The sequence below is a fragment of the Streptomyces sp. NPDC091376 genome (assembly GCF_044757085.1).
GTDB classification, from domain to species: Bacteria; Actinomycetota; Actinomycetes; order Streptomycetales; family Streptomycetaceae; genus Streptomyces; species Streptomyces pratisoli.
Genome location: NZ_JBIVUF010000004.1, coordinates 94,158 through 116,418, shown reverse-complemented (window position 1 = coordinate 116,418; position 22,261 = coordinate 94,158). Strand labels below are relative to the sequence as shown.

At 71.5% G+C, this 22,261-nt stretch carries 19 protein-coding genes and 1 pseudogene; 13 read left to right on the top strand and 7 right to left on the bottom strand.

The window, feature by feature from the left end; translation table 11 throughout:
• The first annotated feature begins 205 nt into the window (after positions 1 to 205).
• The 11 genes and pseudogenes from ACIQMR_RS10595 (at position 206) to ACIQMR_RS10545 (ending at position 11,659) form a co-directional block, all read left to right on the top strand.
• Positions 206 to 703: an ATP-binding protein gene (locus ACIQMR_RS10595; protein ID WP_401385034.1), complete on the top strand. Its 498-nt coding sequence runs from the start codon at positions 206 to 208 to the stop codon at positions 701 to 703.
• Positions 697 to 1,113 (top strand): hypothetical protein, encoded by a 417-nt coding sequence (locus ACIQMR_RS10590; protein ID WP_401385033.1) that lies wholly within the window; start codon positions 697 to 699, stop codon positions 1,111 to 1,113. The genes ACIQMR_RS10595 and ACIQMR_RS10590 overlap by 7 nt, the downstream gene beginning before the upstream one ends.
• Positions 1,114 to 1,201: 88 nt before the next feature.
• Positions 1,202 to 2,023, top strand: coding sequence for a metallophosphoesterase family protein (locus ACIQMR_RS10585; protein WP_401385032.1), 822 nt, complete (start codon positions 1,202 to 1,204; stop codon positions 2,021 to 2,023).
• A 42-nt stretch (positions 2,024 to 2,065) separates the two neighbouring features.
• Positions 2,066 to 2,182 (top strand): annotated as a pseudogene (locus ACIQMR_RS10580) (hypothetical protein); the annotation flags it as partial.
• Positions 2,182 to 2,388 carry a hypothetical protein gene (locus tag ACIQMR_RS10575; protein ID WP_401385031.1) on the top strand — a complete coding sequence of 69 codons (207 nt, stop codon included), beginning with the start codon at positions 2,182 to 2,184 and terminating at the stop codon, positions 2,386 to 2,388. The pseudogene ACIQMR_RS10580 and the gene ACIQMR_RS10575, both read left to right, overlap by 1 nt.
• A gap of 81 nt (positions 2,389 to 2,469) precedes the next feature.
• A complete protein-coding gene (locus ACIQMR_RS10570) occupies positions 2,470 to 3,036 on the top strand; it encodes an NUDIX hydrolase (protein ID WP_401385030.1) in 567 nt (188 codons plus the stop codon).
• The gene (locus ACIQMR_RS10565; protein WP_401385029.1) at positions 3,033 to 4,655 is read left to right on the top strand and encodes a sigma-70 family RNA polymerase sigma factor; all 1,623 of its coding nucleotides are present in this window, start codon (positions 3,033 to 3,035) and stop codon (positions 4,653 to 4,655) included. Before ACIQMR_RS10570 ends, ACIQMR_RS10565 begins: the two co-directional genes overlap by 4 nt.
• Positions 4,656 to 5,128: 473 nt before the next feature.
• Complete coding sequence (locus ACIQMR_RS10560; RefSeq protein WP_266386193.1) at positions 5,129 to 5,356, top strand: type A2 lantipeptide; 228 nt, start codon at positions 5,129 to 5,131, stop codon at positions 5,354 to 5,356.
• A 96-nt stretch (positions 5,357 to 5,452) separates the two neighbouring features.
• Positions 5,453 to 6,376 carry an HlyD family efflux transporter periplasmic adaptor subunit gene (locus ACIQMR_RS10555; RefSeq protein WP_401385028.1) on the top strand — a complete coding sequence of 308 codons (924 nt, stop codon included), beginning with the start codon at positions 5,453 to 5,455 and terminating at the stop codon, positions 6,374 to 6,376.
• Positions 6,373 to 8,610, top strand: coding sequence for an NHLP family bacteriocin export ABC transporter peptidase/permease/ATPase subunit (locus ACIQMR_RS10550; RefSeq protein WP_401385027.1), 2,238 nt, complete (start codon positions 6,373 to 6,375; stop codon positions 8,608 to 8,610). The genes ACIQMR_RS10555 and ACIQMR_RS10550 overlap by 4 nt, the downstream gene beginning before the upstream one ends.
• 253 nt (positions 8,611 to 8,863) lie before the next feature.
• Entirely contained in the window at positions 8,864 to 11,659 is a 2,796-nt protein-coding gene (locus ACIQMR_RS10545; RefSeq protein ID WP_401385327.1) for an NHLP bacteriocin export ABC transporter permease/ATPase subunit, read from the top strand.
• A 150-nt stretch (positions 11,660 to 11,809) separates the two neighbouring features.
• Here ACIQMR_RS10545 and ACIQMR_RS10540 read toward each other — a convergent pair whose 3' ends face one another.
• The 5 genes from ACIQMR_RS10540 to ACIQMR_RS10520 form a co-directional block, all read right to left on the bottom strand.
• Positions 11,810 to 12,406, bottom strand: a complete 597-nt coding sequence (locus ACIQMR_RS10540) for a GTP-binding protein (protein WP_401385026.1) — start codon at positions 12,404 to 12,406, stop codon at positions 11,810 to 11,812.
• Entirely contained in the window at positions 12,387 to 12,761 is a 375-nt protein-coding gene (locus tag ACIQMR_RS10535) for a DUF742 domain-containing protein (RefSeq protein WP_401385025.1), read from the bottom strand. The genes ACIQMR_RS10540 and ACIQMR_RS10535 overlap by 20 nt, the downstream gene beginning before the upstream one ends.
• Positions 12,754 to 13,182 carry a roadblock/LC7 domain-containing protein gene (locus tag ACIQMR_RS10530; protein ID WP_401385024.1) on the bottom strand — a complete coding sequence of 143 codons (429 nt, stop codon included), beginning with the start codon at positions 13,180 to 13,182 and terminating at the stop codon, positions 12,754 to 12,756. The genes ACIQMR_RS10535 and ACIQMR_RS10530 overlap by 8 nt, the downstream gene beginning before the upstream one ends.
• On the bottom strand, positions 13,179 to 15,758 hold the full coding sequence (locus tag ACIQMR_RS10525; RefSeq protein WP_401385023.1) for a nitrate- and nitrite sensing domain-containing protein: 2,580 nt from the start codon (positions 15,756 to 15,758) through the stop codon (positions 13,179 to 13,181). Before ACIQMR_RS10525 ends, ACIQMR_RS10530 begins: the two co-directional genes overlap by 4 nt.
• 63 nt (positions 15,759 to 15,821) lie before the next feature.
• The gene (locus ACIQMR_RS10520; protein WP_401385022.1) at positions 15,822 to 16,682 is read right to left on the bottom strand and encodes an MHYT domain-containing protein; all 861 of its coding nucleotides are present in this window, start codon (positions 16,680 to 16,682) and stop codon (positions 15,822 to 15,824) included.
• A gap of 521 nt (positions 16,683 to 17,203) precedes the next feature.
• On the opposite strand from ACIQMR_RS10520, the gene ACIQMR_RS10515 reads away from it, so the two are divergent.
• Both ACIQMR_RS10515 and ACIQMR_RS10510 read left to right on the top strand, forming a co-directional pair.
• Positions 17,204 to 18,481, top strand: a complete 1,278-nt coding sequence (locus ACIQMR_RS10515) for a ricin-type beta-trefoil lectin domain protein (protein ID WP_401385021.1) — start codon at positions 17,204 to 17,206, stop codon at positions 18,479 to 18,481.
• A 151-nt stretch (positions 18,482 to 18,632) separates the two neighbouring features.
• The gene (locus ACIQMR_RS10510; RefSeq protein WP_401385020.1) at positions 18,633 to 19,346 is read left to right on the top strand and encodes a hypothetical protein; all 714 of its coding nucleotides are present in this window, start codon (positions 18,633 to 18,635) and stop codon (positions 19,344 to 19,346) included.
• 58 nt (positions 19,347 to 19,404) lie between these two features.
• Here ACIQMR_RS10510 and ACIQMR_RS10505 read toward each other — a convergent pair whose 3' ends face one another.
• On the bottom strand, positions 19,405 to 21,369 hold the full coding sequence (locus ACIQMR_RS10505) for a cellulase family glycosylhydrolase (protein WP_401385326.1): 1,965 nt from the start codon (positions 21,367 to 21,369) through the stop codon (positions 19,405 to 19,407).
• Between the two features lie 61 nt (positions 21,370 to 21,430).
• On the bottom strand, positions 21,431 to 22,237 hold the full coding sequence (locus ACIQMR_RS10500; RefSeq protein WP_401385019.1) for a TetR/AcrR family transcriptional regulator: 807 nt from the start codon (positions 22,235 to 22,237) through the stop codon (positions 21,431 to 21,433).
• Positions 22,238 to 22,261 lie beyond the last annotated feature (24 nt).

Genomic DNA, 22,261 nt, shown 5'->3' with positions numbered 1-22,261 from the left:
ACGACGGGATGTCACGACTCGGTGCCGGGACGAGTGTGCCATGCCACCGCCACCGAGAACCCGGCACTCTGCATTTTCCAGAGTGCCTCTTGCCAAGTGTCGTCTTCGGGTGGAGAGTGACTCGGTGAACCAGTTCACGAGGCTGCCGCACTCTGCCCGGGGAGAGGCACGTACGGCACCGCTACCCCACCGTTAAGGATTGGTCGTGGCTCCTGGCAACGCGCTCAGACCCCTTCTCGTCGGCCAGTACCAGCCGGCGTCCGTGCCGGCGATACGGCGCTTCGGGTTCGAGCTGCCCGGCCGGACCGATTCGGTGGCGCGGGCCAGGCGTCTGATCCGGGAGCGGATGCAGCGCTGGGGCCTCGGGGAGGACCTTTTCGACACGGTGGCGCTGGTCGCCTCCGAACTGTTCACCAACGCCGTCGTGCACACCGCGAGCGAGCGCGTCCTGTGCGAACTGCACGACGTACCGGGGCAGTTGCGCATAGCGGTGCAGGACCAGGGCTGCCCGCCCGGCGAGCCCCGGCTGCGCCAGGTCTCCGCGGAGGAGCGCGGGCGCGGGTTGCTGCTGGTGGACGCCGTGAGCAGCGCCTGGGGAGCGCATGACGCCCATCCGGGACCGGGTCGCGTCGTCTGGGCCGAGCTGGCGCTCGGCCCCGTCCGACCGGCCGGAGGAGACCCGGGCACGGGGCGGCCATGCTGAGGACGATGGCCGGTCTGCTCTCCCGCGGGCGGGACCGCTCCCCCGAACAGCTGCGTCTCGACGTCCCCCCGGGACTCACCGCCACGCTGGGTTACGACGCGGTCGGCGTACCCGCACGGCACGGGTTCCGGCTGCTGTCCAGGCTGCCGCACACGGGCTGTGTCTACGCGGACACGGACTGGATGTGGTGGATCGTCCCGGCCGGCTCCGACCAGGAGCTGACCTGGCCGCTTCCCTCCTACTACTCCCGCGGTGCGTACGTACCGGCGTCGGCCCCCCGGCTGGTCCACTGGCCCGAGGACTCCAGCCCGTACACCCCGCCGATCCCGCTGTACCTGATGGTCTGCCAGATCACCGGCATCGCACCCGCCTGGGCACGCTACGGACTCAGGGGCGCACCGGCGGTCTGAGCAACGGGGTGGCGAAGGCGGCCGGCCGCCCCCGTGGTGGGAGGATCGTCACGATGTCCCAGCAGGCGGTCCGTCCACGGGGGTTGTGATGTCTCTGCTCGCCATCAGCGATCTGCACGTCAACCATCCGGAGAACCGCAAGCACGCGGACGGTCTGCGGCCGGGCTCCGACGACGACTGGCTGCTGGTCGCGGGCGACGTCGGGGACCAGGTGTCCGACATCGAGTGGACGCTGTCGCTGCTGAGTGAACGCTTCGCCAGGGTCGTGTGGGCGCCCGGGAACCATGAGCTGTGGACCGTCTCCGCCGACGCCGTCCAGGCACGGGGTGTACGGCGCTACGAGCTGCTGGTGGAGCTGTGCCGAAGCCTCGGCGTGATCACTCCGGAGGACCCGTACCCGGTGTGGACCGGCGAGGACGGACGGTCCGTCGCGGTCGCACCGCTGTTCCTGCTGTACGACTACACCTTCCGCCCGGAGGGCACCGCCACCCAGGAGGAGGCGCTCGCCCAGGCCCACCGCGCGCACGTCGTCTGCACCGACGAGCATCTGCTGCACCCGGACCCGTACCCGAGCCGCGAGGCCTGGTGCCGGGCACGTCTGGAACTCACCGAGACCCGGCTCGCCGCCGTCCCCGGGGACCTGCAGACGGTTCTCGTGAACCACTATCCGCTGGTGCGTGAGCCGACGCGGGTGTTGCGCTACCCCGAGTTCGCCCTGTGGTGCGGCACCGAGCACACCGCGGACTGGCACATCCGCCACCGGGCCCGGGCGATGGTGTACGGGCACCTGCACATCCCCCGTACGACCCGGCACGACGGGGTCCCGTTCCACGAGGTGTCCGTCGGCTATCCGCGCGAGTGGCGGCCGCGGAGCGGTGTGCCCGCACAGCCGACGCTGATCCTGCGCTGAGCCGAGGCTCGTCGAGGACCGGTCAAGAAGGACGACACCCGTGTCGATCTCAAGGCTCTGGCCGCTGAGTGGGGTGTGGGCCGGCTGCCCTTCGTCCGTCCCGAGGTCCTCGCGGACGTCCTCGGCGTGACATCCGGAGCGGTATCCCGTTCGCCCTGATGAACGCCGCCCCGGGAACCGTCCGGGTCGTCGTCGATGCCCGGTTGGCTCGGCAGAAGCTTCTGCTTCTCCATCCGCTGCGCAACGACGCGACGACCGCGGTGTCCCCGGAAGGCCTGCTCGTCCTTCTCCGGGCCTGCGGTCACGAGCCCGAGATCCGCGCTCTCGGCGACACCGGGCGGACGGCGGGACCGCGCGTCACGTAGGGGCGCTGCCGCATGCGTCCCGTCGCCGGGCCGTGCCGGGTACTTCACTGCGGCTATTCGAAACCCCATACGATCCCACCCATGGTGACTCCCTCCGCGAACCCCGCTCCCGCCGAGCGCCCCGCACGCGCGTTCCCCGTCCCCAACGGCGTGGTCGGCGTCGGAATGATCGTCGTCGACCCGGCCGGCCGGATCCTCCTCGGGCTCGCGCCGGGCGGCCGCTGGGAGCTTCCCGGCGGCAAGGTCGATCCGGGTGAGAGCTTCGAGCGGGCGGGGGCCAGGGAGCTGGGCGAGGAGACGTCGCTGCGGGTCCGGGAGGAGGACGTGACGATCGTCGCCGTGGTCGTCGACGGCGAGCGGGGCGTGACCCGGGTCTCGGCCGCGGGTCTGGTCACGGGCGTGGAAGGCGAACCCGAGGTCACGGAGCCGGACAAGATCCTGCGCTGGCAGTGGCACCGGCCCGAATCCGTACCGGGCGAACTGTTCGAGCCGTCCGCGGCGGTGCTGCGCGCATGGCGGTCCGATCTAACAATTTCGGCGGTTCGTGCGTACTCCTATCCGATTTCCGTTATCGGAGCGGAGGCAGGGCGTCTCCCCTTCGTCGGAGGAGACACGCCCCAGCCAAGGAAGAGAGTGGACACAGCGTGAGCAGCGAACGCGAAGCCGCGGTGATCATGGCGGCACAGGCCGGTGACCAGCAGGCGCAGGACCGGCTCGTCGCCGAGTACCTTCCGCTGGTCTACAACATCGTGGGCCGGGCCCTGAACGGCCACGCCGATGTGGACGACGTGGTGCAGGAGACCATGCTGCGCGTCCTCGGCGGCCTGGACGGGCTGCGCAGCCCGGACAACTTCCGCAGCTGGCTGGTCGCCATCACGATGAATCAGATACGCGGCCACTGGCGAGAGCGCCGTACCGGGGCGATACCCGGCGGCGGCGCCCTGGACGACGCGTACGACGTCGTCGATCCCGGCGCGGACTTCGTGGACCTCACCATCACCCGCCTCGGGCTCTCCGGCCAGCGCCGCGAGACCGCCGAAGCCACCCGCTGGCTGGACGAGGACGACCGCGCGCTGCTGTCCCTGTGGTGGCTGGAGGCCGCCGGGCAGCTGTCACGGGCGGAGGTCGCCACCGCGCTGGAACTGTCCCCGCAGCACACGGCGGTACGGGTGCAGCGGATGAAGGCCCAACTGGAGACGGCCCGTGTGGTGGTCCGCGCCCTCTCCGCCGACCCTCGCTGCGTACTCCTGGAGCCGATCGTCGCCGGCTGGGACGGCATGCCCTCGGCCCTCTGGCGCAAGCGCCTGGCCCGCCACGCCCGCGGCTGCACGGTGTGCGCGGGGCACTGGTCGGGGCTGGTGCCCGCCGAGGGACTTCTCGTGGGCCTCGCCCTCGTGCCGTTGGCGGCGTCGCTCAGCGCGTTCGGCACGGCACCGGACATGGTCGCCGCGGCCCACGGCCACGCGCCGGGGTCCGGCGGCGCCCCTCGGTCCGGTCACGGCTCGGGGCCGGGCCACGCGCCGGGAGCCGGCTCACGTACCCAGGCCCGGCTGGACCGGGCGCGCCGGCGCCGCCGTACCGCGGCCGTGGCGGCCGCGGTCGCCGTGCTCGTCACCGGCGGTGGCGCGGCCCATCTCCTCATCGGCCCCTCGGAGTCCGAGGAGCCGCCCTCCACCGCCGCGGCCCCGGCCTCCCCGCTGCTCCCCTCGCCCTCGGGGTCCACGTCCCCCTCCCCGTCGCTCTCCGCCTCCCCCTCGCCCTCCCCCAGTCCCACACCGAGCGCGAGCAAGACGGCCAAGCCGAAGCCCAAGCCGAGCACGGCGAAGCCCAGGCCGAAGCCGAAGCCGACTCCCGAGCAGCCCGATCCGGAGCCGGTGCTGCCGAGCGGCGACGCCGAGCAGGTGCTCGCCCTGGTCAACGCGGAGCGTTCCAAGGCGGGATGCGGCCCGCTGCGCGGCAACGACAAGCTCGCGACGGCGGCGCAGCGCCACTCGGCGGACATGGCGGCCCGCGGCTTCTTCGACCACACCAGCCCGGACGGGACCGACCCGGGCGACCGGATCACCGCGGCCGGCTACCGGTGGAGCACGTACGGGGAGAACATCGCCAGGGGCCAGCAGAGTCCGGCGTCGGTGATGGACTCGTGGATGAACAGCCCGGGCCACCGCGCGAACATCCTCAACTGCTCCTTCAAGGAGCTCGGCGTGGGCATCCACGACGCCTCCGGCGGACCGTGGTGGACGCAGGCGTTCGGTACGGCGATGTGACGGCGTGCGGACGGTCGCAGGACCGGCCGCGGCGCCCGCGCCCCCGACCGGAACAGAGTCTTCCGCAAACCTGCACACCGAACACTCAACCGATGCACAGCGGCTGACCGGGGCTCAGTGCGCACCGCGGGGTTGGCGGCTTGGCAGTCCATTGGGGCCGGAGTGTCCGATTCCGCTCCGCCGTGCCGCTCCACCCGAACGGAATTGAGCAGGTGAAGTTTGTGAAGGAGTCGGCACCTATACGTGGACGCGCCTGCACCTGAACTTAATTACATGACGGAGCAGGCGCCGACCGGGCGTCCTCGGATTGGCTGAGCGGTGCGTCGGCGTGCTTTGATCCTGCGCACTGCGGGAGTTGCGCCGAGGGTCCTCGATTTATTGGGGACCCGCACTCCCGCCGACGCGGCCGGATCGTTTTCCGGCGGGGCCGGCCGTGACCTTTGAGATATATCCACATGAAGGGAAGCTTCATCATGAACTTCACCCCCCAGGTCGAGACCGCTGAGATCTCCGACGCCGACCTCGACAACGTCTCCGGCGGTCTGAGCAGCGCCATTGCCGCTGGCGCGGTGTCCGGCCTGACCTCCACCGTTGACGGCATCGTCCCGGTCTCCGGCATCGTCGGCACGGCCGTCGGCACCGTCGAGGGCGCCACCGGCCTGAACACCGGCGCGGTCACCGGTCTCGTCGCCGGTCTCTGAGCACCACCCGTGTGAGCCCCGGAACCTTCCCCGTTCCGGGGCTCATCGCTCTTTTCACCCCCTGACCCGGACATATGCAGTCGAGGGAAGAGTTACGTGCAGTTCCGCCAGAAGGCCCTTTCCAAGCTGCAATCGCCCGAAGAAATAGATCTGCCGGTGCGATTCGCCCGCCCGCAGGGCTGGCTCGTCCTCACGGTCACCGTGGTCGCGATGGCAGCGGCTGCTTTGTGGGCGGTCAATGGATCCGTTTCGTCCACTGTTCGCGCACCCGGCATTCTTACGCACGCACAGGGCAGTTATGTCCTGCAGAGTCCGGTCGCGGGGCAGGTGACCGAAGTGCTCGCGGAAGAGGGCAAACGCCTCCCTGCGGGTGCTCCGCTGCTGAAGGTGCGTAGCGCCGGGGCACAGGGCGGGAGCGGCGCGGACTCCGGCACCGAGTCCGACACCGACGCCGGTACGGACACAGGCGGCGGCAGCGGCGACAGCGAGGGGGAGAGCGGGAGCCGCAGCGCCGACAAGGACGCCACCGTCGTCCGCACCATCGCCCCGGGCCGTGTCACCGCCCTCGTCGCCACCATCGGCGCCGTCGTCACCACAGGAGCGAACGTCGCGGTCCTGGAACGCGTCGACGACGCCCGCGCACCGCTGATGGCGATGCTCTACCTTCCGGCCGACAACGGCTCGGCCGTTCCCGTCGGCGCCCGCGTCGACCTCACCGTGCAGTCCGTGCCGTCGCAGCAGTACGGAGTGCTGCGCGGCCGTGTGAAGGCCGTCGGCCGCACCTCCCAGACACGGCAGCAGATCACCGGGTTCCTCGGTGACGGCCAGCTCGCCGACCAGTTCTCCCGGCAGGGCCGGCCGCTGCCGGTCCTGGTCGAGCTGGAACGCTCGTCCGGTACGAAGTCGGGTTACGCCTGGTCGTCTTCGGAGGGGCCGCCGTACGCGGTCGGCTCCATGACCCTGGCCACCGGCGCCGTCCATCTCGCCGACCAGCGTCCGATCGATTGGCTGCTGCCGTGAGCGCCCCGACCCCCACCCGGCACCGCGCCCGCGCCCCCCAGTCGAACCCGAGGCGCGCGCCGAAGCCGCGGAAGCCCGCGAAGCGCAAGAGCGTCCGCACTCCCACCGTGCTCCAGATGGAGGCCGTGGAGTGCGGCGCCGCCGCGCTCGCCATGGTCCTCGCCCACCACGGCAGGCACGTGCCCCTCGAAGAGCTGCGCATCGCCTGCGGCGTCTCCCGTGACGGCTCCCGGGCCAGCAACATCCTCAAGGCGGCCCGGAGCTACGGCCTGCAGGCCAAGGGCATGCAGATGGAACCGGCAGCGCTCGCCGGGGTCCAGGCCCCGGCCATCCTGTTCTGGGAGTTCAACCACTACGTCGTGTACGACGGCATGGGGCGCCGCCTCGGCCGCCGCGGCGTGCACATCAACGACCCCGACAAGGGCCGGCGTTTCGTGTCGGCGGAGGACTTCGACACGAGCTTCACCGGTGTGGTCCTGGTCTTCGAGCCGGGCGACGGGTTCACCACCGGCGGCCGCAGGCCCGGCGTCCTGCGCTCCGTGCCCGCCCGGTTGCGCGGCACCACCGGGACGATGCTCGCCGCGCTGCTCGCGAGCCTGCTGCTCGTCGCTGTCGGCGCGGCGCTGCCGGCGCTGAGCCGCACGTACATCGACATGTTCCTGGTCGGCCGTCAGACCTCGCTGCTCGGGGTCCTCTTCGCCTCGATGGCCGCGATGGTGGCGCTGACGGCCGTGCTGACCGGGCTGCAACAGGCGAACCTGCTGCGCGGCCGGATCATCTCGTCCACGCTGAGCAGCGCCCGCTTCTTCCGGCATCTGCTCAGGCTGCCGGTGACGTTCTTCGCCCAGCGCAGCCCGGCCGACCTGGTCCAGCGGCTGCAGTCGAACGACGCGGTGGCCGAGACCCTCGCCCGCGATCTCACCGCCTTCGGAGTGGACGGGATCGTCGTGCTCCTCTACGCGCTGCTGCTGTGGACGTACGATCCGCAGCTCACCGTGATCGGGGTGCTGATCGCGCTGCTGAACGTGGTCGCGATGCGGGTCGTGGTGCGGCTGCGGGCGACCCGTACGCAGAAGCTGCGCGCCGACAACGCCCGGCTGACGAACACCTCGTACACCGGTATCCAGCTGATCGAGACCATGAAGGCCACCGGCGGGGAGAACGGCTACTTCCGCCGCTGGGCCGGACAGCACGCCACCACGCTGGAGGAGCAGCAGCGCCTCGGGGTGCCGAGCGCGGCGCTCGCGGTCGTGGCGCCCACCCTGGCCACGCTCAACAGCGCGCTGATTCTGTGGATCGGCGGGCTGCGGGCCGTCGAGGGCCATATCTCGATCGGTCTGCTCGTCGCCTTCCAGGCCCTGGTGACCCGCTTCACCGCACCCATCACCCGGCTCAACGGCATGGCGTCCCGCATCCAGGACTTCGCCGCCGACGTGGCACGGCTCAAGGACGTCGAGAACTTCCCCGCGGACGGGCTGTACACGCGCACCGAACCGCCGGCCAGCACCCGCAGGCTCATGGGCCACATCACCCTGGAGGACATCACCTTCGGGTACAGCCCGCTCGACAAGCCGCTGCTCACCGGCTTCTCGCTGTCGGTCGGCCCGGGCCGCCAGGTCGCGCTCGTCGGCGGCTCAGGCAGCGGCAAGTCCACCGTCTCCCGGCTGATCGCGGGCCTCTACAGCCCTTGGGAGGGCACGATCCGCATCGACGGGCAGCGCCTCGACGAGATCCCGCGCGGCGCGCTCGCCGCCTCGGTCTCCTTCGTCGACCAGGACGTGTTCCTCTTCGAGGGCACCGTGCGGGACAACGTGGCGCTGTGGGACCCCTCGATCCCGGACGACGCCGTCGTCGACGCGCTCAAGGACGCGGCGCTGTACGAGGTGATCGCCCGGCGTCCCGGGGGCATCCACGGCCGCGTGGAGCAGGACGGCCGCAACTTCTCCGGCGGGCAGCGGCAGCGGCTGGAGATCGCTCGGGCGCTGGTGCGCCGGCCCAGCGTGCTGGTCCTCGACGAGGTGACCAGCGCGCTGGACGCGGAGACCGAGCAGCTCATCATCGACAATCTGCGGCGGCGCGGCTGCGCCTGTGTGGTCATCGCCCACCGGCTGAGCACCGTGCGCGACAGTGACGAGATCGTGGTCCTCGACCACGGCACGGTCGTGGAGCGTGGGCGGCACGAGGAACTGGTCGCGCGCGGGGGCGCGTACGCCGAACTGGTCAAGGAGCACTGAGGTGATCCCCGTACAGCCCGGTCATCAGGCCGGCCACCAGCCCGGCCACCTTCCGGGACAGCAACCCGGGCACCTCCCGGGACAACAGCCCGGGCACCTTCCAGGACAGCCGTCCGGCCAGCAGCCGGGCCACCCGGGCCACCAGCCCGGTCAGCACCCCGGGCATCACCCGGGTCAGCAGGCCGGCGACCGCGGACCCGGTCCGGGGACGGCCGCGCACCCCGACGACACGGTCCTCGCCGCGCTCAGCGGCCTGGGACAGTACGTCGACTGCTCCGGGCTGCGCAGTCTGTCGCTGGAGGGGCCGCAGGTGCTGTGGCTGGTCGTGGGCGGCGCGCTCGACCTCTTCGCGGTCGACGCCGTCCAGCAGGGCCACTGGCACTTCCTCGGCCGGCTGGAGACGGGCACCCTGCTGCTCGGCCCGGTCGAGGGTCCTCAGCACACGCTGGTCGGCAGGCCGTTGCAGGGCTGTGTACTGCGCCGTATCCCGCTGCGGGAGCTCCACCAGCCGGCCGGGTACGGCGACCCGTGGTCGTACCAGACGCCCTACCAGAGCCAGTACGACAGCCAGGACGGCACCCTCAGCCTGCTGGAGCACGCCTTCGCGCTCGGCGTCGGACGCGGCCAGCGCGTGCTGTTCGAGGCGCCGCTCGACGGACGGACGACCGACGAGGAGACGGTCACCGACGAGGACATCCTGTGGCTGCCCGTCTTCCCCGGCAGTGTCCAGTACGGCGCCGCGTTCAGCGCGGACGCCGCGGCCGACCTGCTGGTCGACGGTGCGCTGTGGCAGCAGATGGTCAACCAGCAGTACCGGCTGCTCTCGGGGCTCGACCGATGGATCGAGCGGCTTGAGCGGGCTCACGAGGACCGGGCGGCCGCCGGGATCAAGGCCGGTGAGGCGGTGCGCGCGGGCGCCGACCAGGCGCTGCTGGCCTCCATCGGCCGCTCCCGCAGGACTCCCGCGGCCCGTACGGCGGGCGTGGTCTCCGACGACGCCGCCTACGCCGTGTGCCGGCTCGTCGCCTCCGCCGCGGGGATCACGCTCGCGGAACCCGCGCAGGGCGGACCGGTCGACGAACGGGTCGGCCCGGTCGAGCGCATCACGCTCGCCTCCCGTGTCCGTACCCGCGCGGTCCGGCTCGACGGCACCTGGTGGCGGGAGAACACCGGCCCGCTGGTGGGCCACCGTGCCAAGTCCGGTGCTCCGGTGGCGCTGTTGTGGCGGCGCGGCGGCTACCAGGCGGTCAATCCGGCCACCGGCAGCCGGATCGCCGTCGACGACGACAACGCGGAGGAGTTCGAACCGCGGGCCGTCATGTTCTACCGGCCGCTGCCGGAACGGCCGATGAGCCTGTGGCGGCTGATGCGCTTCAGCCTCCACGGCAGCCGTCCGGATCTGCGCAGTCTCGCGATCGCCGGCCTCGTCACGGTCGCCCTCGGCGCGCTGGTGCCGATCGCCACCGGCAAGGTGCTCGGGGTGTTCGTGCCGAACGCCGAGACCAGCCTGATCGTGCAGGTGTCGGTGGCCGTGATGGTCGCCGGCGTCGTCTCGGCCGCCTTCATGCTGCTGCAGAACCTCACCATCCTGCGGATGGAGGGCCGGATCGAGAGCACGCTGCAGCCCGCCGTGTGGGACCGGCTGCTGAGGCTGCCCACGAAGTTCTTCGCCGAGCGCTCCACCGGAGAGCTGGCGAGCGCGGCGATGGGCATCAGCTCGATCCGGCGGCTGCTGTCCGGCGTGGGACCGGTGGTCGTCCAGGCGAGCACGGTCGGGACGATGAACCTGCTCCTGCTGCTCGCCTACAGCGTCCCCCTCGCCCTGGCGGCGCTCGGGATGCTCGCCGTCATCGGTACCGTCTTCCTCGGCATGGGGCTGTGGCAGCTGCGCTGGCAGCGTCGGCTCGTGGAACTCGGGAACAAGCTCAACAACCAGGCGTTCCAGACCCTTCGGGGCCTGCCGAAGCTACGGGTGGCGGCGGCGGAGAGCTTCGCGTACGCGGCGTGGGCGAAGCAGTTCGCGCGCAGCCGGGAGCTGCACCGCCGGGCGGGCCGGATCCGCAATCTGACGACGGTCCTCGACGCGGTCTATCTGCCGCTCTGCGCGCTCATCATGTTCATGTTGCTGGCGGGTCCGGCCCGCGGGAGTCTGACGGCTGGTGAGTTCCTGACCTTCCACACCGCGGTGACGATGATGCTGGCGTCGGTGACACAGCTGACCGGCGCACTGGTCTCGGCCGCCGCCGTCCTGCCGATGTTCGAACAGATCAAGCCGGTGCTGGACGAGGCTCCCGAGGTACGGGGGGCCAGCACGCAGCCGGGCGAGCTGTCGGGGGCGATCGAGGCACGCAAGGTGTCCTTCCGGTACACGGACGACGGTCCGCTGGTCCTCGACGACGTGTCCCTGGCGGTGCGGCCCGGCGAGTTCGTCGCGGTCGTCGGGCCCAGCGGCTGCGGCAAGTCGACCCTGCTGCGGATGCTCATCGGCTTCGACAGGCCCGGCTCGGGCAGTGTCCTGTACGACGGCCAGGACCTCGCCGCCCTCGACCAGGCGGCCGTGCGGCGCCAGTGCGGAGTCGTCCTGCAGAACGCGCAGCCGTTCACCGGATCGATCCTGGACTGCATCTGCGGTGCGGAACCGTTCACCCAGGACGAGGCCTGGGAGGCCGCCGAGATGGCCGGTCTCGCCGAGGACATCCGTCGCATGCCCATGGGCATGCAGACCATGATCTCCGGCGGCGGGGCGATCTCCGGCGGGCAGCGGCAGCGACTGATGATCGCCCAGGCGCTGGTCCGCCGGCCGCGGGTGCTGTTCTTCGACGAGGCGACGAGTGCCCTCGACAACGCGACCCAGCGGATCGTGACCGAGAGCACCCGCGCGCTGAGGGCGACCCGCGTGGTCATCGCACACCGGCTGTCGACGGTGATGGACGCCGACCGCGTGATCGTCATGGCGGAGGGGCGTGTCGTACAGCAGGGCCCGCCCGCGCAGTTGCTGGCGGACACGGGCGGGCGGCTGCACGAACTGGTGCGGCGGCAGATGCTGTGACGCCTGGTGACGGGCGGGCCGACCCCGGCGCTCGGTCGGGGACGGCCCGGCCTCTGCGCTCCGTCGGGGACGGCCCGGGCCCTTGCGCTCGGCCGAGGCCGGCCCGGGCCTCTGCTCTCCGTCGATGCCGGCCCGGTCACCCGCGGTCCGTCACAACGGTTCCACCGGAGCGTCGGGGACGGCGAAGCCGCCCGCCAGCTCGATCAGCGTGATCAAGACCTCCTTCCCCGACTCACGCTCCCGCGCGTCGCACAGCACCACCGGCGTTCCCGGGTCCAGATCGAGGGCCGACGCCACTTCCCGCGCGGTGTACTCGCGGTCGCCGTCGAAGCAGTTGACGGCCACGACGAACGGAAGCCGGCGCCGCTCGAAGTAGTCGACCGCCGGGAAACAGTCCCGCAGCCGCCGGGTGTCCGCGAGCACCACCGCGCCCAGGGCGCCCCGGGCGAGCTCGTCCCACAGGAACCAGAACCGGTCCTGGCCCGGGGTTCCGAAGACGTACAGCGCGAGGTCGTCGCCGATCGTGATCCGGCCGAAGTCCAGCGCCACGGTCGTGGTGCGCTTGTCGGCGACCCCGTCCAGGCTGTCGTCCGACCGGCCCGCCTCCGTCAGGACTTCCTCCGTGTTCAGCGGCCGGATCTCGCTGACCGCACCGACGAACGTCGTCTTGCCGACCCCGAAACCCCCCGCCACGAGGATCTTGAGGGCGAGGAAGGGCGCGTGCGCGTCAGAGGGCTCGGAGTCCATCAATCACTCTCCTGAGGATGCGTGCGTCGGGGAGTTGGGCCGGCGGTACCGGAGGAGTGGCCCGGATCAGGCCCGCCTCCAGCAGATCGCCGAGAAGTACCCGTACGACGGCCAACGGCAGTCCTGAGTCGGACGCGATGTCGGCCACCGGGTGCGGCCTGGGGCGGCACAGCCGGAGGATCGCCGTCTGCTCGGGCGGGAGCACGGGGTCGGGGCCGGTCTGCGGCAGGGCATGGATGACGGTCATCAGATCGAGGCGTTCGCCGCTGGGGCGCGCCCGGCCGGTGGTCACCGCGTAGAGGCGCACCAGCGGGCCCGCCTCCTCGTCGTACCAGCGGCTGTCGGGGTCAGTCATCGATATGTGACATCACTCCGGCCACCTCACGGGCCGGGGTGCCGAGATGCGCACCGACCCGCTTGACCAGTCGCGCCATCTCGTAGGCGACCAGACCGACATCGGCGTCGGCGTCGCTGAACACGGCGAGACAGGACCCCTCGCCCGCCGCGACGACGAACAGGAAGCCGTCCTCCAACTCGACGAGGGTCTGGATGACCCGGCCCGCGCGGAAGTGCCGCCCCGTGCCCTTGGCGAGACTGTGGAAGCCGGAGGCGATCGCGGCGAACCGCTCTCCGTCGTCCCGGCTCAGCGCCTTCGACGTGCCGACCGGCAGTCCGTCGCCGGACAGCACGATCGCGTGCCTGATCTCGGTGACCTGGGTGACCAGCTCTTCCAGAAGCCAGCTGAGGTCACCGGAACGCTGCGGGTTGCCGTTCATCGGCTCTCTCCTTCGCCTGCGGTGTCGTTGTTGCTCTCCCCCTGCTGCGGCGCCGTCCCGGCGGCCTGGCCGCGGCTCCATCCCGAGCGGAACGACGCCATGGCGGCGCGGGCCTGCTCGGGGGTCCTCCCGGCGCGACGCTCCCGCACCGGCGCGCGGCGGTCGGACGCGTCGGACGGCGGGTACGGGCCGTGCGGGTCGTACGGGACTTCCTCGTCGGCGTGTTCGGGCATCGGTCCCGCCTGGCGCACCCGGCGGGGCAGTTCGGCCCGTCCGGCGGACGCCGGGTGGTCTTCGCCGACGGACGCACGCCCGGCCGCCCGTGTGTGGTCCCCCGGGTGCGGCGGCCGCGGTGCGGGAGCCGTGGCCGGCAGGGCGCCGGGCGCTGCCGCCGTTCCCTGCGTGGTGCCCGTGCGAGCCGGGTCCTGCGCCGCGCGGAGCGGCGCCGGAGCGGCGGGAGCCGCGTGCACCGGATCAGCAGCGCCGTGCACCGGAGCGGCGGCGGCAGCGTGCACCGCTGCGGCGGCGGGAGCCGGAGCGGCCGGGCCGGTGGCGCGGGCCGCCGGGGCGTCCTCGGGCGGCAGTGCCGCTCGAGGGCGTGCGGCGGCACGGCGAGGCAGACCCGAGGTGGTCTCCACGGCCGGCTCCGGCTCGCCGGGGACGGCCTCCTCGATCGGATCGCCGGCCAGTTGGCCCGGCAGCAGGACCACGGCCACGACACCGCCGTACACCGAGCGGCGCAGTGCCACACGTACGTCCAGGCGGTGCGCGAGCCGGTTGACGACGAACAGTCCCAGCTGGCCGCTGTCGAGCAGGTCGACCCGTTCGGTGTCCTCGATACGCCGGTTGGCCTCGGCGAGCGCGGCCCGGTCCAGGCCCAGCCCGCGGTCCTCGATCTCCAGGGCGATGCCCGATCCGACGCGTTCCGCCGACACCCCCACCTTGGTGTGCGGGGGTGAGAACGCCGTGGCGTTCTCGATGAGTTCGGCCAGGAGGTGCGTCAGGTCCGCGACCGCCGCGCCGGGCAGCAGGACCGTCGGGAGGTCCAGGATCTGCACCCGGTCGTAGTCCTCGACTTCGGCCACCGCCGCCCGTACGACGTCCATGAGGGGCACGGGCCGGCGCCAGGCACGCCCCGGCACGGCACCGGACAGGATGATGAGGCTCTCCGCGTGACGGCGCATACGGGTGGTCAGGTGGTCGAGCCGGAACAGGTCCTCCAGCTCGGCCGGGTCCTCATTGCGTCGTTCCATCGTGTCCAGCAGTGCCAGCTGACGGTGCAGGAGGGCCTGGCTGCGGCGGGCGAGGTTCACATAGACACCGGAGATGCCGTGCAGGACCTCGGCCCGCTCCGCCGCGGCCGTGACCGCGGCGCGGTGGACGGCGACCAGCGCGGCCCCCACCTGCCCCACCTCGTCGTCGCGATGCGCCCGCAGGGGTGCCACCGCGTCGATGTCGACGGGTTTGCCGGCGTGCAGTCTCGCGATGGTGTCCGGCAGTTCACGGCCGGCCAGCCTGAGGGCGGAGTTGCGCAGGCCGACGAGCTCGACGACCAGGCCGCGCCCGATCCTGACCGAGATCACGAGCGACAGCACCACGCCGACGAGTCCGAGGACGACCGCGACGCCCGAGCCGCCGAGGACGGCGAACGACAGGGGATCGGCGGCGCCGGCGGCCACGGTGGTCGCGTTGCGCTGTGCCTGCGCGAGGTCCTGCAGAACGTTCCGGGCAGGAGTGCTCCAGCGGGCGGCCGTGGCGAGGGGCCCGGCGGCATCGGCCCCACCGGCATCGCGTATCGCGTCCTCGATCGCCCGCAGGTCGCGCAGCCCGGCCCCGGCGAGGACCTTGCGGTACGCGGCCGCGTCGGCGGGCCGCAGATCGTCCACGGAGGCGGCGAGGAGCTGCCGTTGGGTGTGGGCGGTCCCGATGAACTCCTGGAACTGCGCGCGGGTCATACGTCCGGCCACCTGCGCGGCACCCATGAGGGCGTCCTCGCGGGCGATCATCTCGCGGGCGCGGGCCAGTTCGAGGACGACCCGTGCCGCGGAGGGCGTGTCCGGACCGCGCATTCCGGCCAGAGTCGCCTGCAGGGCGAAGGCCCGGGCGACGGTGCCGTTGTAGGCGTCGTACGCCTCACGCCACCCCGCGTCGTCCCCGCGCAGCTTGGTGCGCAGCCCCCGCAGGCCTTCGAGGCCGGCCACCAGACGGTCGGCGCGTCCGGTGAAGTCCGCCCCCACGGCACCGGCGTCCAGACTGCTGGCCCGGATGCCGCGGCGGAGCGCCGCGACGGCGGCGTCGGTGGACCTCTCGCGGTCCGTGAGGGACTCGGACCGTTCGCGGCTGGGCGCGGCGATGCGGCGCAGGGCCGCTGAGCGCTCGGACTGCACGGCGGCGACGAGCGAGTCCACGGGTTCGTGGAGCGTGGAGTTGGCTTGTTTGTACTGGTTGAGTTCCGAGACGCTGCGCGCCGTCGTGACGGTCGCGAAGGCCCACAGCGCCATCAGGGAGACCGCCGGCACCATCAGCAGGCAGACGATCTTCGCCCGGATGGACCGTGGCACCAGGAGTGTTCTCATCACTTCCTCGAGCAGTCGGGGGCAGGGGGATTCGGGGGGTGCGGGGCGTCGGGGGTGCGGGGCTCAGCCGGCGTGCGCACCGGCGGCGGCGCGAGGGTCGGCACCGGCGGCGGTGCCGGCCCGGGCGTCGGTGTCGGTGTCGGTGTCGGTGTCGGTGTCGGCGAGCAGTGAGGCCGCGGCGGCTTCGGCGCTCTCCGCGTCCTCGCGTGCCGTGGGAGACAGGGCCACGTAGGCGGACGCAAGGAAGAGGAACGAGCCGAGGAGCACCGCGAGAGGGAAGACGAACTCCATGGCGGTCGCTCCGTCCAGCACGCCCTGGCCCGGTCCGAGTCGGATGCGTACGGCGGCCATGCCGGTGTAGTGCATGCTGCACACCGCGGCTCCCATGACGAGGGCCGCGACCACCGCGCCCGCGGCGCCGCGGACCACCAGCGCGGCCCAGAGCGCGGCGGTCGCCGCGGCGACCGCGATGCCCAGCGAGGCGGCGACCATCGGCAGGTCGTAGCCGACGCTGCCGTGCAGCCGCAGCGCGGCCATCCCGAGGTAGTGCATGGCCCCGACACCGAGGCCCGTACCGAGTCCGCCGAGGAGCAGCGAGCGCCCGCGGTGGCGTCCGTAGCCGACGGTGAAGACGCCCGCTCCGACGACGGCCATGGCCACCAGCAGGCTGAGCAGGGTGAGCGGAACGTCGTAGCGGATCGCCGTTCCCTCGACTCCGAACCCGAGCATGGCGATGAAGTGCATCGTCCAGATGCCCGAGCCGATCGCGACCGATGCCGTCACGAGCCAGTTGCGCCGGGATCGTCCTTCCGCCGCCAAGGCCCTTACGGTGCAGCGCAGTCCGAGCGCGGCTCCCGTGCAGGCCATGGCGTACGCAAGGACAGGCGACAGCCATCCGGCGCTGAAGTGGTGCAGATGCGCCACGAGTCCCTCCGTTCGAGGTTCAACTTCAAGGCCGTGGACGCTAACACTCCACTTCTGCACAGAACTTTGGAGGAAGGTCCATATGTGGAGCACGAACACACAACCGCTTACCGCGCGCTGCCCTACCCGCGAGTTGAGTGATCATCAATGCGCGTCACACGGACACTTCGACACCCCGGCGACGACACCCCCTCGACCGGGCAGTGGCACAGATCACGGTAATGACTTGGCGAAAGCACTTGCAGGATCCATGCGGACTTGACGCACCTTCGGAGCCGACCCACCCACGAGGAGTTGCCGGAGCCACGAAAGGGCGGCGCGGCGACCTCCACCGCGAGGGCGCGAGAGCGCTCTCATCCGTGGCATTGACAGGGACGCATCAACGGCGCTTCACTGCCGAAGACAGGTCTGGACCAACGCCCCCACACCCCCCACACCTAAACCGAGTTCCACGGTCCCTTTCCTGGTCGACGTCACCGCGCGACCGGCACCCCCCTCCCCCAGAGACCGAGGCGAGTCATATGCCCCTTCGGACACGACCACACTTCCTCCGCGGCGTCGCCCTCGCTGCCGCGGCCCTGACGGCCGCGCTGAGCTGGGCACCCGGCTCCGCGGCCGCGCCGCGCCCCACAGCCGCACCCGCCGCATCCGCCGCCGCGATTCAGGCAGTGAACTTCGAGGACAACTTCGACGGCCCCGCCGGATCCGCCGTCGACGGCGGCAAGTGGCAGATCGAAACCGGCGACAACGTTGCCAACCACGAGCGTCAGTACTACACAGGGGGCAACGCCAACGCCTCGCTCAACGGCCAGGGCCAACTGGTCATCACGGCCCGGCGCGAGAACCCGGGCAACTACCAGTGCTGGTACGGCCGGTGCGAGTACACCTCCGCGCGCCTGAACACCGCGGGCCGCTTCACCCAGACGTACGGGCACGTCGAGGCCCGGATGAAGGTGCCGCGCGGCCAGGGCATGTGGCCCGCGTTCTGGATGCTCGGCAACGACATCGGTGATGTCGGCTGGCCGGCCAGCGGCGAGATCGACGTCATGGAGAACGTCGGCTTCGAGCCGAGCACCGTGCACGGCACCCTCCACGGCCCTGGCTACTCCGGCAGCGGCGGCATCGGCGCCGCGTACTCCCTGCCCGGCGGCCAGGCGTTCGCCGACGCCTTCCACACCTTCGCCGTCGACTGGTCACCCGACTCCATCACCTGGTCCGTCGACGGCAACGTCTACCAGCGCCGCACGCCCGCGGACCTCGGCGGCCGCCAGTGGGTCTTCAACAAGCCCTTCTTCCTCATCCTCAACCTCGCGGTCGGCGGCTACTGGCCCGGTGACCCGGACGGCTCGACCGTCTTCCCGCAACAGCTGGTCGTGGACCACGTCCGCGTCACCACCTCCGACACCGGAGGTTCCGGCGGCACTCTCCGGGGCCTCTCGGGCAAATGCCTGGACGTGGCGGCCGCCAACACCGCCAACGGCACACCCGTCCAGCTCTACGGCTGCAACGGCTCGGCGGCACAACGCTGGACGGTGGGAACCGACGGCACGGTCCGCGCCCTCGGCAAGTGCCTCGACGCCGCCTCCGCGGGCACGGCGGACGGCACCCGCGTCCAGCTGTGGGACTGCAACGGCACGGGCGCCCAGCGCTGGTCGTACAACGCCGCGACCGACGACCTGGTCAACATCCCGGCGAACAAGTGCCTCGACGTCCTCGACAACAACCCGGCGGACGGCACCCCGACCCAGCTCTGGACCTGCACGGGCAGCGCGAACCAGAAGTGGTCCCTGGTGTCCTGACCCGGCTTCGACATCCGGCATCGGCCGGGCGCTCAAGGGCGGTCCCGCCCGCACGGGACGCCCAAGCCCCGGCCGGTGCGTCTGGTGAGGCAGAAGCGGATCACAGCCAAAATCGGTATGCGGCTACGCGACAACAACCGATCATGTGGGTATGACCGATCAGCCGACGATCAGTACCTTGACTTTGCGGCACAGGATTCCGGACGACTGGGCAGCGGATCCCTGGGCCGAGGTGCGGCCTCTGATCGGCGGCGTAGACGTCCTGAAGGAGGTCCACCCGGAAGGGCTGGCACTCAGTTGCCGACATTGGAGGGGGCGGGCCGAGAGCTGGCCGCTGGCGGTCAAGGAGGAACCCCGCCGGGTCATGATCACCGAGCCGACCTGCACGGCCGGCTGCTGCGGCGCCCTGTACGTCACCATACGCCGCGAACGCGATCGGGTGATCTGGGACGCCTGGGAGAACACCAGCAACATTGTCGCCGTGCCGCCGGACTTCCACTTCGATGCCTCCCAGTACGAGGCTGAACTCGCGCGGGCAGCGGCGGACCGCAGTTGGGAAGAGCCGGTGGACACAGTTGCCCGGCTGCTCGAGCAAACCCTCACGGACAGCGGCTGGTTCGAGCAGTGGGGATGCGTCCTCACGAGTGTCTCGCCACGACGTGAGGAGCCCGGCGTCCCCGAGGAGCTCACGAGCCCCGAGGGCGTTGACGTCCAATTCCACCAGGCCCGGGGACCGGGCGAGCGCACAGACTCTTACGGATACGAGTTGTTCGTTACCCGCGACCAGTCTGTGGAAGAGCAGGTACGGCGGCTCGCGACCCACATTCTGGCGCACGACCCCCGGAAGACTGCTGAGATCCACTGAGATCCACTGAGATCCACGAATGCCGCCGACCGGAGCCGCCCTTGTCCTGCTGTGCGGCTCAGCGCGTGGCCGCCGCCCAAGCCGTCAGTTCGTCACGCGCACCGCGCAGAAGGTCTTCGGGTGGCGACGTGGCGCCGTTGGTGATCAGGGCGTAGTGCACGCCGCCGGTCTGCGGTGCCGTGAGGAGCAGGCGGCGGCTGCCCGTTCCTCCGGGCTCGGGGGCGACGGCGATCGGGGTCCCGTTGTCGTACGACGGAGGTCCGTGGACCGTACCGAGGTCCGAGACCACCGTGGTCCGCGCCGGGTCGAACGAGGCGGGGAGGTGGAGCTCCGTCGGGGCCGGCGTGTCGTCCGAGCGCCACAGCAGCAGTCCGTACTGACCGCTGCCGACGAGTTCACGGACCCGCGGCAGGGACGGCGGTACCGGGTTCCACGTGAGAGTGGTCGAGCCGTCGCGCGAACGGTCCTCGTAGGTGAAGGCCAGGACGCGGCCGGCCGTGGCACTCGGATAGAGGCGGTCCAGGAGGCGGGCGTCCTGGCGGAGGACCGGTGTGCCCGCGTCGTCGAGGCGTACGGACGACAGGTCCTCGTCGTTCCATGCGTCGGCGGCGGTCAGGACCTTGTCGGGGTTGCCGTTCATGGGTTCGTGGTGGCGGCCGTGGTAGATGTCCCACTGCCACTGGGTGCCGGACAGGACGGGGCCCGAGTCCTCCGGGCGCGACCACCACGTCGCCCCGGGGAGACGGGAGTCGAGGGCCTGGTACATCGCCTTGCCGACGGTCGGGGCCTTGTCGGCGACGGTTCCGCCGAGTGGATGGCCGAACTCGCTGACGACGGCCGCCGTTCGCGTTGCGGACGCCCGGTCGCGGACGGTGCCGAAGTCGCCCGCGTACTGGCCGTCCTTCGCCTTGCCCCACATGAAGACGCCCGAGATGGCCTTCTGGTCGTAGAAGTGCGTGTTGAAGACGTACCTCGGACCGAGCGGGCCGGCGTCGAGGAGGCCGCCCTCCTGCTTCTGGAAGTCCAGGTTGGCGTTCCAGAAGAGGTTCGGCTCCACGAAGGCGGGTTTGTCGCGCCAGCCCGCCGCGTCCATGCGGGCACGGAACCTCTCGTAGAAGGGCCAGAGGATGTCGCGCTCCCAGGCACGGCTGGTCTGACCGGGGTCGTAGGAGCCCGCGTGCGGTTCGTTGTACGGGTCGAAGCCGACGACGCCGGCGAACTCGGCGGCGGTGAGATGTTCGGCGAGGTGGGCCATGGTGGTCTGCGCGGTCGTGAGGAACGCGTCCTGGATGCCGCCCTTGTTGTGCCAGAAGTCGTACGTCGCTCTCGTCACGGCCTGGTTCTGGGTGATGTTCTGTCCCCAGAAGAGGCAGATCCCGCACGATTCACGCGGGTAACCCCCGGCGTCGACGACCCACTTGGGGGCTCCGTCCCCCGTGTACCAGCTGTCCTCGTGGAACAGGTGCCGGGAGAACAGGTCCTGGTGGAAGTCCGGATAGACGCGGATCCCGGCCGTGAGGAACGCCCTCATCTGCGCGGTGGCGGCCGTCAGGTAGGCGTGGTCGACCTGGCCGCGTACGGGTTCGGCATGCGCCCATGACAGCAGAAAGCGCACGGCGTTGCCGCCGCCGAGCGTGCGCAGCGCCTCCGCCGACTTCTCGGCGTCGGCGACGGAGGCGAAGGGCAGGCCGCCGTTCTCCGCCAGCTTGGTCTCGCCCGAGACGTTGTATCCGCGCAGGACGACCTCGCGCCCCGCTCCGTCCACGAACCGGCCGTCCTCGACGGTGAAGGAGGTGGCCGCCCGTTCGTCGAACCAGTGCGATCCCGGCTCCGGCCCGCTCCTGTGCCCGGGCTCGGTTCCGGCCGCCACGGGTCCGGCCACCACGGGTCCGGGCCCGGTCACGACGGGTACGGGTACGACGGGTACGGGTACGGCGGCCGCGGGAGCGGCGGCCGTGGGCACGCCCGCCATGGCCAGGGACACGGTGCAGAGGAACAGGACACCCATGAGACGCCTGCGCATCGTCGGCATGTGCCCCACGTTCCTGACGATGCGTCAGCTTGTCAATGCCCCTGGCGCTGCCTCAGGCCCCGTCGCGAATCGCCGACAGCAGCCGGGCGCACCGTGCGCTCATGTCGTGCGCGGACAGTTCGGGCTGGGACACCCACCAGCCGACCAGGGCGCTGACCGTGCCCGTCCACACCTGCTTGAGCGCGTCCGCGTCGAGTGCGTCGTCATTGCCCTGGCCGCGCAGGAGCGCGCCCGTGCCGGCGGCCGCGAGAGCGTCGATGGCCTCACGGTGGCGGTGGGCGGCGCGCCACGGTTCGGAGCCGGGCGGCAGGGTCCGGTCGTACAGCACGAACCAGGCGTAGCGCTGGGCCTCCAGCGCGTCGAAGATCGCGGCGAGGACGGCCTGGGGCAGCCGGTCCCTGGACGGACTCGTCGCCATGGCCGTCTCGATCGCCGCAAGGAGGCGGGGGCCGATGTGTTCGAGACAGGCGGCGTAGAGGCCGTCCTTGGAGCCGAAGTACGTGTACAGCATCGGCTTGGTGACGCCGACGCGCCGGGCGATCGCGGCCATCGACGCGGCGGCGTGGCCGCGCCGGCCGAACTCCTCCAGGGCCGCGGTCACGATCTGCTCCTCGCGGCGGGCACGCGGGACGCCCTTGGTGCCGGCGCCACGGCTCCGCGACGGCGTTCCCTGCCGGGCACCGGCGTACTCGTCACCGGGCTGCCGGACGCCGGGCTGCCCGCCCCCGGACCGCCGGACACCGGTCCGCTCGTCGCCGCTCCGCTCGCCGTTGGCCTGCTCGTCGCCGGTCCGCTCGTCGCCGTCGGCCGACGCCACGGAGGCCGGATCCGGTGCCGCCGAAGCTCTTGCAGTGGTCATGGAGAAGACTATACGTTGCGGTAA

Excerpts from the sequence above, each read along its gene's own strand:
- ACIQMR_RS10590 (WP_401385033.1), top strand. The coding sequence starts at position 697 with ATGCTGAGGACGATGGCCGGTCTGCTCTCCCGCGGGCGGGACCGCTCC.
- ACIQMR_RS10505 (WP_401385326.1), bottom strand. The coding sequence starts at position 21,369 with ATGCGCAGGCGTCTCATGGGTGTCCTGTTCCTCTGCACCGTGTCCCTG.
- ACIQMR_RS10585 (WP_401385032.1), top strand. The coding sequence starts at position 1,202 with ATGTCTCTGCTCGCCATCAGCGATCTGCACGTCAACCATCCGGAGAAC.
- ACIQMR_RS10530 (WP_401385024.1), bottom strand. The coding sequence starts at position 13,182 with ATGAACGGCAACCCGCAGCGTTCCGGTGACCTCAGCTGGCTTCTGGAA.
- ACIQMR_RS10535 (WP_401385025.1), bottom strand. The coding sequence starts at position 12,761 with ATGACTGACCCCGACAGCCGCTGGTACGACGAGGAGGCGGGCCCGCTG.
- ACIQMR_RS10525 (WP_401385023.1), bottom strand. The coding sequence starts at position 15,758 with ATGAGAACACTCCTGGTGCCACGGTCCATCCGGGCGAAGATCGTCTGC.
- ACIQMR_RS10500 (WP_401385019.1), bottom strand. The coding sequence starts at position 22,237 with ATGACCACTGCAAGAGCTTCGGCGGCACCGGATCCGGCCTCCGTGGCG.
- ACIQMR_RS10575 (WP_401385031.1), top strand. The coding sequence starts at position 2,182 with ATGAACGCCGCCCCGGGAACCGTCCGGGTCGTCGTCGATGCCCGGTTG.
- ACIQMR_RS10540 (WP_401385026.1), bottom strand. The coding sequence starts at position 12,406 with ATGGACTCCGAGCCCTCTGACGCGCACGCGCCCTTCCTCGCCCTCAAG.
- ACIQMR_RS10515 (WP_401385021.1), top strand. The coding sequence starts at position 17,204 with ATGCCCCTTCGGACACGACCACACTTCCTCCGCGGCGTCGCCCTCGCT.
- ACIQMR_RS10510 (WP_401385020.1), top strand. The coding sequence starts at position 18,633 with ATGACCGATCAGCCGACGATCAGTACCTTGACTTTGCGGCACAGGATT.
- ACIQMR_RS10560 (WP_266386193.1), top strand. The coding sequence starts at position 5,129 with ATGAACTTCACCCCCCAGGTCGAGACCGCTGAGATCTCCGACGCCGAC.
- ACIQMR_RS10570 (WP_401385030.1), top strand. The coding sequence starts at position 2,470 with ATGGTGACTCCCTCCGCGAACCCCGCTCCCGCCGAGCGCCCCGCACGC.